Below are 13,574 nucleotides of genomic sequence, written 5' to 3'. Positions count from 1 at the left end.
GCTTCCCGTGGTTTTTTAATGGATCCTATTTCACCAGGGAGACAGTCGATGCCCTTCGTAACGGTTGATGGACAAGCGCTTCACTACATAGATCAAGGCACGGGCCCGGCGGTATTGCTGGCCGGGAGCTACCTGTGGGACCAGGCCATGTGGGCACCGCAGATTGCGGCGCTGTCGCAGCGCTATCGGGTCATTGCACTGGACCTCTGGGGCCATGGCGAATCCGGGCGGATGCCCGAGGGCATGACGTCGCTGGATGACGTGGCGCGTCAGGCACTGGCATTACTCGATCATCTGGACATCGATCGCGTCACGCTGGTCGGTCTTTCGGTCGGTGGCATGTGGGGCGTTCGCCTGGCACTGTCGGCGCCGCAGCGGCTCAACGGGCTGGTGCTGATGGATACTTACGTTGGTGTCGAACCGGAACCGACTCGTCAGTATTACTTCTCGCTGTTCAAACAGATCGAAGACAGCGGTGAGATCTCGCCGCAACTGCTCGACATTATTGTGCCGATCTTCTTCCGTCCGGGCATCGATCCGCAATCGGCTTTGTATCAGGATTTCCGCGCCAGGCTGGCTGCATTGCCAGTCAACCGGCTGCGTGAAAGCATCGTGCCGATGGGACGGATCACGTTTAGTCGTGATGATTTGTTGCCGCGCCTGGCTCAGATGAACCCTGAAACCACACTGTTGATGTGTGGCGATCAGGACAAACCGCGGCCGCCGTCGGAAACCAGAGAAATGGCTGAGTTGATCGGTTGCCCGTATGTGCTGGTGCCGGAGGCGGGGCATATCTCCAGTCTGGAGAACCCCGAGTTTGTCACTGAGGTGCTGCTCAAGTTTCTGGCCGACAGAAATCCGTGTAGCGCTTGATTAAAAAGATCGCAGCCTTCGGTATTGCCCACAGGCGCGTAGGGCGAAGGCTGCGATTTTTTGATCTTTATTTGGGCCCGAGAATCTTCAGCAACTTGTCCGGCGACGGCGCGCCTTGCTGTTGTTGCAACTGGCCCTTTTCATCCATGTAGAAAATCGCCGGGGTGGCGGCCAGTTCCAGGTCTTCCATCAACTTCATGTTCGCCGCCAGTTTCGCCTGAACCGCCGGTGGTACGTCCTTCAAGGCCTTGAGCGAGCTGCCCTTGCCGGATTTCTCGTGTTCTTCCAGGGCTTTCTGCGGGTCCTTGGCGGCCAGCAGCGCGGCGGATTTGCCGGGGCTGTCTTCGCGAATGATACCGACCATGATGTGCCGCAGCTGCACCTTGCCGGCCTGGACCCACGGCCGTGCCTGTTCCCAGAACATGTTGCAGTACGGGCAGTTCGGGTCGCTGAACAGGTAGACGACCCGTGGTGCGTCCTTATTGCCGTCACCGATCCAGCTGCTTGCTTCCATCTTGCCCCAGACTTCCTTGGCCATCGGCGCGTAGACCAGTTTCTGCAACGGTGCGCTGCTCAGGTCATTGCCGTCGGCGTCGTACAGATTGCCGAGCAGCACATGTTTGCCGTCCGGGGTCAGGTACAGCGTCATACCGCGGTTCTGGTACTGCGCCGCGTAACCGCGCAGGCCGTCGGGCGCGTCGAAGGTACCGACGATTTTGGCGCCCTTGGCTTCGATCTTCTTGATCGCTTCAGGCAGTTCTTCGGCCTGTACCGACGGCAGGTGCAGCAGGGCAGCACCCAGGGTCAGTGTCAGCAGGTGGCGGAGGCGGAGCATGGCAATTTCCTTGAAGGCGTGGCCGAGGTGGCCGGGTTCGGGGTGTCGAAGTGTTCCAGGGCGCGGGCCAGGCTGGCTTCCGACAACTCACCCAGGTGACTGCCCAACAGATACCCGTTGGGGCTATAGAACAGCGTAGTCGGCAATGCCATGGAACCCACGGCATGGCTCAATCGACCGCTGCCATCGAACAGCACGTTGGTCAGGCTCAGGCCCTGGGTTTCGAGGAAAGTGGCGACGCTCTGCATGCTTTCGCTCTGGTTGACGAACAGGAAGGTCAGGTCCGGGCGCTGTTGCTGGGCGTTCTCCAGCACCGGCATTTCCCGGCGGCACGGCGGGCACCAGGTGGCCCAGAGGTTGATGACCAACGGGCCACCCTGGTAGTCGCTGAGTTGGATGGTCTGGCCGGCGGCATTGCGCAGGGTGATCTGCGGCAGGCGCGTGCCTTGTTCGTAAATACTCAGGGAGAAACTCGCCAGCAGCCAGAACACCAGGCCGCTGGCCACGCCAAAGCCCAATGGCCGACGCAGGCCCGGTTGACGCCAGCCGCGGTACAACGCCGCCAGCAAGAGCACGACCACCCCCGGCCAGGCGAGAAAACCACCGTCGCGCAGGTCGATGATCTGCCACGGATCGTTGCGATACTGTGCCCAGTAGGCAATCACGAAGCCGACCCGGGCCGCCAGCATGCCCAGCAGGAACAGGCTGAACAGCACCGATTCCGGGTTCTCGCCGCCACGCTTGGCCACCCGCCAGCCGACAAACGTCGCCAGCGCCAGGGCACTGATCAGCAGCAAATGGTTAAGCGCGATGGCAAAGGTGCCGAGGGTAAAGGTCAGCATTAACGAGCGTCTCGGGTGGTGGTCCAGCGTTGCAGGAAAGTGCCGGCATCGACCTCGCCGGTGATGCGCTGGCTGCGACGCTCTTCGCCGTCGGTGCCGATCCACAACAGGCTCGGCGGCCCCGGCACTTTATAACGGCCGAGCAGTTCGCGGCTGGCGGCATTGTCGGCGGTGACGTCCAGCCGTAGCAAGCGCACATCGCTCAGCGCATCCAGTACCTGAGGTTTGCCGAAGACCTGTTTTTCCATGACTTTGCACGACACACACCAGTCGGCGTAATAGTCCAGCAGCACCCATTGGCCCTGGGCCTTGGCGGCGTCGAGCTCACGTTGCAGGGACGCGGGCTCCTTGATCGTCGTGAATGCATCGTGAGCGCTCGGCGAGACAGTGCCGGTACGACCGGCGCTGTACACCTGCAACGGCTGATACGGATCGTCACTGCCGCCCGCCGCACCGACTACCAGCAGGCTGCCCCATAAACCCAAGAGCAGCGAACTGGCGCCGAACAGGTGGGCAACGCGGCCAAACCCCTGGGACTGCTTCCAGGCGCTGTAGGCGGCGATCAGCAGCAAACCACCGCACAAACCGAGCCACAGCGATTCATCCAGCACCGGACGCAGCATCAGCAAAGCCGTGGCGAGAAACAGGAAACCGAACACACCCTTGAGCAGGTTCATCCAGGCGCCAGGTTTAGGCAGGAAGCGATTGCCGACGGTGACCAGCAGCAACAGCGGCACACCGATGCCGATGCCCAGGGCGAACAGAATCAACCCGCCGTGCAGCGCATTGCCGCTCTGGGCGATATAGAGCAGGGCGCCGGCCAATGGGGCAGTCATGCACGGTCCCACCAACAGACCGGACAAGGCCCCCAGCACACCGGCGCCCATCAGGTTGCCACCGCGCTGGCTGCGTGAAACATGTTCCAGCCGATCCCGCACGGCCACCGGCAATTGCAGTTCAAAAAAACCGAACATCGGCAAGGCCAGCAGCACGAACACCGCCGCAAAGCTGCCCAACAGCCATGGATTCTGCAACAGCGCTTGAAGGTTCGCGCCAAGCGACGCCGCCAGAACACCCATCGCCGCATACACCAGCGCCATGCTGATCACATAACTGCCGGCGAGGGCAAAACCGCGTTTGGGCGTGGCACCACTGCCAACGATCAACCCCGCCAGAATCGGCAGCATCGGCAACGAGCAAGGGGTGAAGGCCAGCAACAGGCCCAGACCAAAGAACACCAACAAGCTCCAGCCCAGCGCACGTTGTTGCAGGCCGCTGGCCAAGGCTTGGTCCGGCGCTTCGCTGGCCGCAGATGCAGTAGCCTTGCCGCCCAGGTCCACGATCTGGGTTTGCGGCGGATAACACAAACCGGCATCGGCACACCCCTGGAAACCCACCTTGATCTGACCGGTGGCTCCCGCCGGAATCTTCAGCTCCAGGCCTTGGCGATAAACCTCTTGTTCGCCGAAGAACTCATCGCTGTGTGCTTCGCCGTCAGGTAATACCGGGTGCTGTTGCGCAGACAAACCTTCGAAATTCAGGCGTTTCTGATAAAGGTAATAACCGTCGGTAATCTGCCAATAGAGCTGTGTTTCACCTGATTCGAGGCGTTCGGAGGTAAAGGCAAAGGCCTTTTCCACTGGCAAGAATTCAGGTTTGGTGTCGAACGGATTTATCCCTGCCTGGGCCGCACCCGAGATCAAGAGAACAAAAAATAGAAACAGTCGACGCATGGGTAAGCCTTATCCCTGTGCAAGTTGACTGCACAATGGGTGGCGGCGATTAACCGATGATTAACCGCCGCCGGTACCGCCCGCTTGCCCCGTCAGAAGGCAGCCACTACGGCTTGAAACTTCAGTTGCGCAACAGGCCTGGCCAGGATTGGCTGTCGACCGTATGCGGACCGGAAACCAGGCGATTTTCCTGAATGTTGTAAGTCAGAAACTGATTGTCAGTCAGAAAGATATAGTAATAACTGTCGGCGAAAGTCCGATCGTTTTGCACCGCTGTAATGATCCGGTCTTTGTAGGGAGCAAGACCGGGCCAGGTAGCCTCTGTAATGGGCTCTGTCCTCAGTGACTGGACCGGGGTCACAACAGGGGGAGGGAGGTCGTCGTCAAGTTTGCCACCGATATAGCCGCGGTCCCGGTTGGGATCCTCGTCCAAATCCAGATAGAGGGAGTTCCCGTCATTCATGATGAATCGAAAGAGTGAGGGGCGACTTACTTGCCACCATGTCCCTGCAACGATTCGATCAAAGTGAGGCAACAGCAGCTTCCATTTAGTGTCTTCAACCTTGCGGGTCTGCATTACCGCATCGGTATCCTGATTGTAGGCACAGACCATCGGCGTAGTGCGCTCGTAATAGAAAAGCCAAAGGATATCGAGGTCAGAAGAGTCCATGGGACGATCAAGCGTTATGCCCGTGGTCGTAAATCCAAACCGTAGGTTTTTCATGTGGTTTTCCAACGTCCCCCAGTTTCCTTTAATCGGCCAGGGGTATCCATCAGAGACCTTGTTATCGGGAATATCAAAGCGGGAATAAGTATCGGTGTCTTTGAAGATGAAGTAGATCTTGTCTTTTCCGGAACGCCAATCGACGGTCACGATGTTTTTAAGTGTCGGCATGATCTGATTCCTTTCAGATAATTAAGTATGGTTCGGGTCTTAAATGACTTTCTTCCAGGTAATGATTGGCCTGGAGTGGAGCCGTGCTAGGGTAGCGTGATGTTTTACGCTGTGGTCCTGTTTTCAGGATGGAATATGTTTCGGTTTGAAACGACATGTGCGCAGGCGTTCGGCCATGCATTAACAGCGAACTTCACTTTCAACTTCGTCGCTTAGCGGTCGCGACGCCTGCGTGGGAAGCGCTGCTTCTCGTCAGCGGCGGGCCTTGCCATAATTGCGGCTTAATCCTCAGCTGCTTCACTCGCTTTATTTGTCCTGGGGGCTCCCATGCATGTACTGGTTTGCGAAGACGATGAGCTGATCGCCAGCGGTATTGTTGCCGGCCTGACCGCGCAAGGCCTGACCGTCGAGCACGTCGCCACCGCGTCGGCTGCCCGGGCGATGCTCAAGGTGGCTGAGTTCGATGTCATGGTGCTCGACCTTGGCCTTCCCGATGAGGATGGCCTGAAGCTGTTGCAGCAGTTGCGTCACAGTGGCCTGGAGATTCCGGTGTTGATTCTCACGGCGCGGGATTCGGTCACCGATCGCGTCGACGGTTTGCAGGCCGGGGCCGACGATTATTTGCTCAAGCCTTTTGACCTGCGCGAACTGGCAGCGCGCCTGCACACCTTGCTGCGACGAGTGGCGGGGCGCAGCGTCAACCTGATCGAGCACGGTCGTTTGACCTACGATCCGAGCAGCCGCGAAACCATGCTGGGCGGTCAGCCGGTGGACCTTTCCCGTCGCGAGCAATCGCTGTTGCAAGCCTTGCTGCACAACCGTGGTCGCGTACTCTCAACCGAGCAACTGAAAGACAGCGTCTACGGTTTCAACGATGAGCTGGAAAGCAACGCCCTTAACGTCCATATCCATCACCTGCGGCGTAAACTCGGCAATGGCATTGTCGAGACGGTGCGTGGCCTGGGCTATCGCCTGGGGCCGGCCGATGGCGGAGAAGAATCGAAGTGATGAGCCTGCGTTTGCGCCTGAGCCTGACCCTCGGCGCCGCATTTGCGCTGATCTGGGCCCTGGCCGCCGCCTGGATGCTCAGCGATCTGCGCAACCAGATGATGTTTTCCCTCGACCAGCGGCTGGTTGCCTCGGCGCGGATGGTCGCCGGGTTACTGGAGCAACTGCCGGCATTGCCGAGCAAGGGCGAGGGCACCCATTTCAGCGCTGAACAACTGAATATCCCCGGCGGCATGGCCTGTCAGGTCAGCTCGTTGCGCGGCGAGATTCTGGCCCGCAGCCACAGCAACCCCGAGCAAGCGCTGGAAGCCGAGAAAATGGGCTTCCACGATCAGATTATCGACGGCGCGCCATGGCGCAGTTTCACCCTGGCGCGGGGCGATGTGCGCATCACCACCGCCGACCGGCAGATCGAGCGTGAAGCGCTGAACATGTCCATTCTGCTGGCGGCTTCGGTGCCCGTCGGCGTGGCGCTGCTTGGCTGCCTGTGCCTGTTGTGGCTCGGCATCGGTCAGGGGCTGGCACCGCTCAATCGTATGCGCGATGCGTTGATGCGGCGTAGCGCCGATTCTCTGGAACCATTGCAGATCCAGCCGTTGCCCAGCGAATTGCAACCGCTGCTGGAAACCCAGAATCAGTTGTTCCAGCGCATCGGCAAGACCATCGAGCGTGAACGACGCCTGACCGGTGATGCGGCGCACGAATTGCGTAGCCCGCTGACTGCGATCAAAACCCACCTGCAAGTGGCGCGCATGACCGACGGTGCCGCGCGGGATCAGTCCCTGGCCCGGGCTGAAGAGGGCGCCGACCGCCTGCACCGTACCCTTGAACAATTGCTGCTGCTGGCGCGCGTCGAGGGCAGCTTGTCGTTCGATGATGGCGTGCAGTGCAGCGCTGAGCAGGTGGCGAAACTGGCGATACAGGATGCGGCCAGCGGCGATCGTCAGCGGATCAAGTTTCAGGTGCCGGCCAGATTCTCCGATGCGCCGCTGCAAATGCCCGCAGTGCTGTCGATTGCTGCATTACGCAACTTGCTCGACAACGCCCTGCGCCACACGCCGGGCGATAGGGCGGTGGAGCTGAGCCTGGAAACCAATGGCAATCGCGTGTACTTTCTGGTGCGCGACCACGGTCCGGGAATTGCCGAAGACGACTTGCAACACCTGACCCAACGCTTCTGGCGCAATGGCCAAAGCACCGGTTGCGGCCTCGGCCTGGCGATTGTCCAGGCCATCGTCCAGCGCTGTGGCTGTACCCTGCATTTCGACAGCCGGCCGGATGGCTTGCGGGTTGAATTGACGATGCCGTTGCAACCTGTCTAACAGACACCGCTCCCACAGGGTGTCTATGCCGTCGCACACCAAATGTAACGTCTCTCCGTTGGCCTCCCGGCCCCCACGGCGTTATCGTCCCCGGCAGCTTTGACTCAATGGATTGAGGTAACAGCGCCATGACTGCATCGATACACATCTGCAAGGCAACGTCTGCCGACGCCGGCATCATCAGCCGGATCGTCGAGCGCTCCATTCGCGTCGGCTGCGCGCTTGACCACCGTAACGACCCGCGAACCGTCGCCACCTGGACCCACAACAAAACCATCGAACACGTGCAGCCCTGGCTGAACGACCCGCGGTTGTACCTGAACATCGCCCTGTTGCAAGACAAACCGGTCGGCGTCGCCATGGCGGCGATCAGTGGCAAGGTTGCGTTTTGTTACGTGCAACCGGAATGGTTTCGACGGGGCGCCGGACAAGCGCTGGTGCATGATCTGGAGACGTGGTTGATTGCTCAGGGTTTGCCCCAGGTACGTCTCAACAGCACGCGCACTGGCGAAGCGTTTTACCACCGCCTGGGTTACCGGGCTTGCGCTGAAGCTTTCACGGTGGCGGGGCTCCACGCCATTCCCATGCACAAGGCGCTGCCACCACCTTCATAGAAAGCTGATCGAGGGTCTAAATCCTCGAGCCCTTGATGCGTTTCCAGAACAGGAAAACCTGCAAGTGCGCCCCGTGAACGGAATGCGCACCTGCCCGGTGTGCAGTTTTGGTCACTATCAACAGGGGTCGAGAGATGTCAGTCGCTACCAGCCTTATCGAAGATCAGCCGGCCCGGATTGCCCCGACGCCTGCCGAGACGCTTTATCAGTTCAACGAATCGCCGCTGCTGGCCCGTCAGAGCCAACAGGAATCGAACGCCCGCAGCTACCCGCGACGCATACCCCTGGCACTCAAGCGTGCCAAGGGCATTTATGTCGAAGACGTCGAAGGCCGTTGTTTCATCGATTGCCTGGCCGGTGCCGGGACCCTGGCCCTGGGGCACAACCATCCGGTGGTGATCGAAGCGATCCAGCAAGTGCTGAGCGATGAACTGCCGCTGCACACCCTCGACCTGACCACGCCGGTCAAGGACCGGTTTGTCCAGGACCTGTTCGGCCTGCTGCCGCCGGCATTGGCCGCTGAAGCGAAGATTCAGTTCTGTGGCCCCACCGGCACCGATGCCGTGGAAGCCGCGCTGAAGCTGGTGCGTACCGCCACCGAGCGCAGCACCGTCTTGTCGTTCCAGGGCGGTTACCACGGCATGAGTCAGGGCGCGCTGAGCCTGATGGGCAGTCTGGGACCGAAAAAGCCGTTGGGTGCCTTGCTCGGCAATGGCGTGCAGTTCATGCCGTATCCCTACGATTACCGTTGCCCGTTCGGTCTCGGTGGTGTGCAGGGAGTGCAGGTCAACCTGAATTACCTGGAGAACCTGCTGAACGATCCAGAGGCTGGCGTGCAACTGCCGGCTGCGGTGATCGTCGAAGTGGTGCAGGGCGAGGGCGGGGTGATTCCGGCCGATCTCGACTGGCTGCGCGGTTTGCGGCGCATCACCGAGCAGGTCGGCGTGGCGCTGATCGTCGATGAGATTCAGAGCGGCTTTGCCCGCACCGGCAAGATGTTCGCCTTCGAGCACGCCGGAATCATTCCGGACGTGGTGGTGATGTCCAAGGCCATCGGCGGCAGCCTGCCACTGGCGGTGGTGGTCTATCGCGATTGGCTCGACACCTGGCTGCCGGGCGCCCATGCCGGAACCTTCCGCGGTAATCAGATGGCCATGGCCGCAGGCTCTGCGGTGATGCGCTACCTGACCGAACACAAGGTTTGCGAACACGCCGCCACCATGGGCGAGCGCTTGAGCGAACACCTGCACATCCTGCAGCGGGACTTCCCGCAGCTGGGCGACATTCGCGGACGTGGCTTGATGCTGGGTGTCGAATTGGTCGACCCGGCTGGTGCGCCGGACGCTCAAGGCCATCCACCGGTATTCGGTCGTCTGGCGTCGTTGGTGCAGCGCGAATGTCTCAAGCGTGGGTTAATCCTCGAGCTGGGCGGGCGTCATGGCGGTGTCGTGCGTTTCCTGCCGCCGTTGGTGATCACCGCTGCCGAAATCGATCGGGTAGCCGACATTTTCGGCAGGGCCATGGCCGCAGCCGTCGCCAGCCTCTAAATTTTTCAGCGCCTTTAACGTTCCTTCTACATAACGGCTGCGCGCGGTGTGCAGCCCACCCTATAGCGATGGAGAGACAGCATGACGTCAGTATTCGACCGCGAGGACATCCTCTTTCAGGTCGTGGTCAACCACGAAGAGCAATACTCGATCTGGCCCGACTACAAAGCCGTGCCACAAGGCTGGCGCACCGTGGGCAAGAGCGGCCTGAAAAAGGAATGCCTGGCCTACATCGAAGAGGTCTGGACTGACATGCGTCCACTGAGCCTGCGCCAGAAAATGGAAGAGCAGGCGGCCGTGGCTCACTGAGTCGCCGCGCAAAAAGAAACCCGCTGAACCGGTGACGGTCAGCGGGTTTTTCACGTTTGAAATCTCTGTTGTCTGCGCGGCTGCCATCGCGGGTTTAACTGACGTTATGCCCCGCTCAACCCCTTGATCACTTGATCCACATTCCCTTCCAGCTCGGCCACCGGATCCGCCGCATCGACACTCAACACCACCAACCGACTGCCTGCCTGCGAGATCGCCGCTTTCACCGCCTCCGACGGCTGTCGATGATGCAACACCACCGCCACGTCATGGTCCTTGAGCGTCGCACTCAACTGCTTGAGCGCTTCAGGCGTCCACTCGGCATCTGGCCGTGCATCGAGGCCGATCAGCTCCAGGTTGAGGCCGCCGATCAGGTAGCCGAAATGATCGCTCAGGCTCATCACGCTCAGGTTATCGGCACTGGCCAGCCGCGCTTCACTGTCGGCACTGAGCTTGAGCAGGCGCTGCTTGAGCGCTGCGAGATTGGCCTCGATGGTCGGTTTGGCCGCCGGCGCCAGGCGCACCAGGTCCGCCGCCATCACGTCTGCCATGCGCCCCATGTTGTTGCTGGAAAGCCACGGCTGGCTGTTCAACCCGTCGACCTTGCTGCCGGGCTGCACGGCGATGCCGGGAAGGGCGCCGTCCACCGGGCGGGCGGCGTCGACTTCGACGATACGAATATTGCTGCGCCGGGATATCGGGTACAGCGGATCATCCGCCCACAGGGAACGCAGACCAATCACGGCATCGGCGTCGGTCGCCAGCTTGGCCAGCGCCGGAGCGCCACGACCGGTGAAATAGGTGGTCTGTCGGCTGCCGGGCAGATTCTCTGGAGCGGCCCGTTCCAGTTTGATTTCGGTGCCTTTGAGCAACACTTCGCCCAGACCATAGGTGATCGGCAAGGACGCCAGCACGTGCAGCGGTTTGGCGCTGTCCGCCGCAGCGCAAGTATTGGCCAGACCGCACAGGGGCAATGTGAAGGTCAATGCCAGGGTCAGTTGACGCAGAGAAAAGCACATTTATCCGAGGTTCCCTTTCAGGCTGGGGAGGATGCCGCGAGCGATCGCGGCCAGGGCGAAGGCGATACCGGCCACCAGAATGATCGCGGCACCGGACGGGATGGGCAGGTCAAAGACAATCGGCGCGAGAATTCCGCACAAGGTGCTCACCGTGGCAATCAGCACCGAACACCAGAAAAAACCCTTCAACGACTGGCTGAGCAAGCGCGCGGCCGCCGCTGGAATCACCAGTAGGGCGCCGACCAGAATCGCGCCGATGACTTTCACCGCAGCCACCGTGATCAGCGTCACCAGGATCACGAACAGGTAGTCCAGGGTTTTCACCGCCACGCCACGTACCGCCGCCAGTTGCGGGTTGAAACTGGCAAGCATGATGCGGTTGTACAGCGGCAGGGCCAGTGCCATGACCAGCGAGCCGACGATGGCCAACACCAGCAGGTCGTTGCCGTTGACCGTCAGTACCGAGCCGAACAGCACGTTTTCCAGAATGTGCACATTGATCTTGCCCGCCAGAATCAACAGCAGGCTCGCGCCCAGCGCCAACGACACCGACAGAAACACGCCGATCAATGTATCCGGCGCCAGACCCGTGCGGTTGCGCAGGTAGTTCAGCAAAATCCCGAACAGCAGGCAGTAACCGAACAGGCTGCCATAAGGCCCGGTGTAAGGTTCACCGAGCAGAATGCCGATGGCCACGCCAGTCAACGCCGCGTGACCCACCGCTTCGGAGAAAAATGCGAAGCGCTTGACCACCACCAGCGTGCCCAAACCGCCCAGCACCGGGCCGATCAGCAATCCAGCGAGCAGGGCGTTGACCACAAATCCATAGGCCAGCGCTTCCGGCAGGTAACCCGACGAGGCCCAACCCTGGACCATCAAACGAAAGGCTTCGTAGCTCATCAGGCAGCGCTCCGGGGATGGGTCGAGAACAGAGTCAGCAGTCGCTCCGGGGTCAGCGCCTGTTTCGGCGTGGCATCGAACAACACCCGACGATTGAGCCCGGTGACCCGGTCCGCCAGACGCCCGACCGCTTCCAGATCATGTTCGATCCACAGCACGGTGATGCCGCTCTGGCGCCAATCGCCCAGCAGCCGTTCGAACACTTGGATACCGGCCTCATCGAGCGCCGACATCGGTTCATCGAGCACCAGCAACTGTGGCGCCGGAATCAGCCCTTGGGCCAACAAAACCCGCTGGCGTTCGCCGCCGGACAGCGCGCCCATGCGCCGTTTGCGTTTGTCCTGCATGCCGACCCGTTCCAGCGCCTCGCCGATGGCCGTCGCGTAATGCTTGCTCAAACCGAGGAACGCCGGGAGCCGCTGACACATGGCCGCCATGAAGTCGTCGACAGTCATTGGCAAACCGCGATCAAACTCCAGCGCTTGCGGCACGTAGCCGATCGTCCCGGGTTCGCCGGGCCATTGCAGGCTCAAACGGCCCTGATGCGGCATCTGCCCGAGCAGGGTCTTGATCAGCGAACTCTTGCCGCCACCGTTGGGGCCGACCAGGGCATGCACGCTGCCGGGCCGGACCTGAAAGGTCACGTTGTCGAGGATCGTCGTGCGACCGAGGGTCAGGCTGACTTCGGCGAAGTCGAGGGTCGGGCCGGCGCTTTGTACGGTCAGGGTTTCTTGAGCGGTCATGCGCCGGACTCCTGAATCGCCCGAACCACGGTGTTGAGGTTGCCGGTCATTTCCTTTTCGTACTTGTCGGCGGTGTATTCGCCATAGGAAATGTGCGACAGCGGATACAGCTTCACCCCCGATTCGCGCTGGATGGTTTCGACGTAAGTGGACGGGAAATCCATCTCCGAGAAGATCACTTTCACGTCCAGCTCCCGCAGTTGATCGATGGTCTTTTTCAGTTGGCTGGGGCTGGGTTCGATGCCGTGGGCCGGCTCGACCACGGCGGTGACTTCCAGGCCGAACTCGCGCAGCAGATAGTCGTAGGCGGCATGGACCGTGGCCACGCGCAGCTCGGCGTTCGGCGCCTGGGTCAGTTTGGCCAGGGCATCGGCGCGCATCTGCCGCAGGCGCTTACCGTAGGCGCGGGCATTCTGGGTGTAGGTTTTAGCGTTGGCCGGGTCGAGCTTGCCCAACTCGCGGGCAATGTTGTTGACCTGGGCAATCGAAGCGCTGATCGACAAGAACGTGTGCGGGTTCACCACTTTACCGGCACCGCGAGCGGCGACACCGGTGGCGGCCAACAGCGGCACGTTTTCGTTGGCTTCGATCACTTTGATATTCGGGGTTTCGCTGGCGGCGATCATGCGGTCGGCGAAGTCGTCATGGCCCACGCCGTTGAGTACGATCACGTCGAGCCCGCTGATGCGTTTGATGTCCTCGGCGCGGGGCTCATAGGCGTGCGGGTTGAAACCGGCCGGAATCAACGGCACCACTTCGGCCTTGTCGCCGACGATATTGGCCACGTAGCTGTAATAAGGGTGCAGGGTGATGCCGATGCGCAGGCGCTTGGCTTCGTCGGCACTGGCCAGAGGCGTCAGCAAACAGGCAAGCAGGCCGACCAGTAGCAGGCGCAAAAAACGACGTTGAGATGAACTAGGCATGGGAAAGCGGT

General features: G+C 60.9%; 14 protein-coding genes. 6 read left to right on the top strand and 8 right to left on the bottom strand.

Annotated elements, in window-relative coordinates; translation table 11 throughout:
• The first annotated feature begins 48 nt into the window (after positions 1-48).
• Entirely contained in the window at positions 49-873 is an 825-nt protein-coding gene (locus tag AC1DIS_RS05060; protein WP_477743428.1) for an alpha/beta fold hydrolase, read from the top strand.
• Between the two features lie 67 nt (positions 874-940).
• Here the strand turns inward: AC1DIS_RS05060 and dsbG are convergent, their stop codons facing one another.
• From dsbG to AC1DIS_RS05040, 4 genes are all read right to left on the bottom strand, one after another.
• Positions 941-1,708 carry a thiol:disulfide interchange protein DsbG gene (dsbG, locus tag AC1DIS_RS05055; protein ID WP_018929978.1) on the bottom strand — a complete coding sequence of 256 codons (768 nt, stop codon included), beginning with the start codon at positions 1,706-1,708 and terminating at the stop codon, positions 941-943.
• On the bottom strand, positions 1,684-2,550 hold the full coding sequence (locus AC1DIS_RS05050) for a TlpA disulfide reductase family protein (protein ID WP_111454993.1): 867 nt from the start codon (positions 2,548-2,550) through the stop codon (positions 1,684-1,686). Before AC1DIS_RS05050 ends, dsbG begins: the two co-directional genes overlap by 25 nt.
• Positions 2,550-4,283 carry a protein-disulfide reductase DsbD gene (gene dsbD, locus AC1DIS_RS05045; protein ID WP_477743427.1) on the bottom strand — a complete coding sequence of 578 codons (1,734 nt, stop codon included), beginning with the start codon at positions 4,281-4,283 and terminating at the stop codon, positions 2,550-2,552. Before dsbD ends, AC1DIS_RS05050 begins: the two co-directional genes overlap by 1 nt.
• Positions 4,284-4,404: 121 nt before the next feature.
• Positions 4,405-5,178, bottom strand: coding sequence for a hypothetical protein (locus tag AC1DIS_RS05040; protein ID WP_477743426.1), 774 nt, complete (start codon positions 5,176-5,178; stop codon positions 4,405-4,407).
• A gap of 327 nt (positions 5,179-5,505) precedes the next feature.
• On the opposite strand from AC1DIS_RS05040, the gene AC1DIS_RS05035 reads away from it, so the two are divergent.
• The 5 genes from AC1DIS_RS05035 to AC1DIS_RS05015 all read left to right on the top strand — a co-directional run bounded on the left by AC1DIS_RS05035 (position 5,506) and on the right by AC1DIS_RS05015 (position 9,978).
• Positions 5,506-6,186 carry a response regulator gene (locus tag AC1DIS_RS05035; RefSeq protein WP_018929974.1) on the top strand — a complete coding sequence of 227 codons (681 nt, stop codon included), beginning with the start codon at positions 5,506-5,508 and terminating at the stop codon, positions 6,184-6,186.
• A complete protein-coding gene (locus AC1DIS_RS05030) occupies positions 6,183-7,508 on the top strand; it encodes an ATP-binding protein (protein ID WP_477743425.1) in 1,326 nt (441 codons plus the stop codon). The genes AC1DIS_RS05035 and AC1DIS_RS05030 overlap by 4 nt, the downstream gene beginning before the upstream one ends.
• A gap of 128 nt (positions 7,509-7,636) precedes the next feature.
• Positions 7,637-8,122, top strand: a complete 486-nt coding sequence (locus AC1DIS_RS05025) for a GNAT family N-acetyltransferase (RefSeq protein WP_064616788.1) — start codon at positions 7,637-7,639, stop codon at positions 8,120-8,122.
• Between the two features lie 134 nt (positions 8,123-8,256).
• Entirely contained in the window at positions 8,257-9,669 is a 1,413-nt protein-coding gene (locus tag AC1DIS_RS05020; protein ID WP_477745511.1) for a diaminobutyrate--2-oxoglutarate transaminase, read from the top strand.
• An 81-nt stretch (positions 9,670-9,750) separates the two neighbouring features.
• Positions 9,751-9,978, top strand: coding sequence for an MbtH family protein (locus AC1DIS_RS05015; RefSeq protein ID WP_007934245.1), 228 nt, complete (start codon positions 9,751-9,753; stop codon positions 9,976-9,978).
• A 104-nt stretch (positions 9,979-10,082) separates the two neighbouring features.
• On the opposite strand, the gene AC1DIS_RS05010 is transcribed toward AC1DIS_RS05015, so the two are convergent.
• Genes AC1DIS_RS05010 through AC1DIS_RS04995 form a run of 4 tightly spaced genes read right to left on the bottom strand, consistent with a single transcriptional unit; the run spans position 10,083 to position 13,563 of the window.
• Entirely contained in the window at positions 10,083-10,997 is a 915-nt protein-coding gene (locus AC1DIS_RS05010) for a metal ABC transporter substrate-binding protein (RefSeq protein WP_477748767.1), read from the bottom strand.
• On the bottom strand, positions 10,998-11,897 hold the full coding sequence (locus AC1DIS_RS05005; protein ID WP_018929969.1) for a metal ABC transporter permease: 900 nt from the start codon (positions 11,895-11,897) through the stop codon (positions 10,998-11,000).
• Positions 11,897-12,640 (bottom strand): metal ABC transporter ATP-binding protein, encoded by a 744-nt coding sequence (locus AC1DIS_RS05000; RefSeq protein WP_477743422.1) that lies wholly within the window; start codon positions 12,638-12,640, stop codon positions 11,897-11,899. The genes AC1DIS_RS05005 and AC1DIS_RS05000 overlap by 1 nt, the downstream gene beginning before the upstream one ends.
• Positions 12,637-13,563 (bottom strand): metal ABC transporter substrate-binding protein, encoded by a 927-nt coding sequence (locus AC1DIS_RS04995; RefSeq protein ID WP_019582483.1) that lies wholly within the window; start codon positions 13,561-13,563, stop codon positions 12,637-12,639. Before AC1DIS_RS04995 ends, AC1DIS_RS05000 begins: the two co-directional genes overlap by 4 nt.
• Positions 13,564-13,574: the final 11 nt, after the last annotated feature.

The organism is Pseudomonas sp. 05N433 (genome assembly GCF_056396925.1).
Note: the sequence above shows the minus strand (reverse complement) of the source record. Positions and strands in the feature narration are given on the sequence as shown.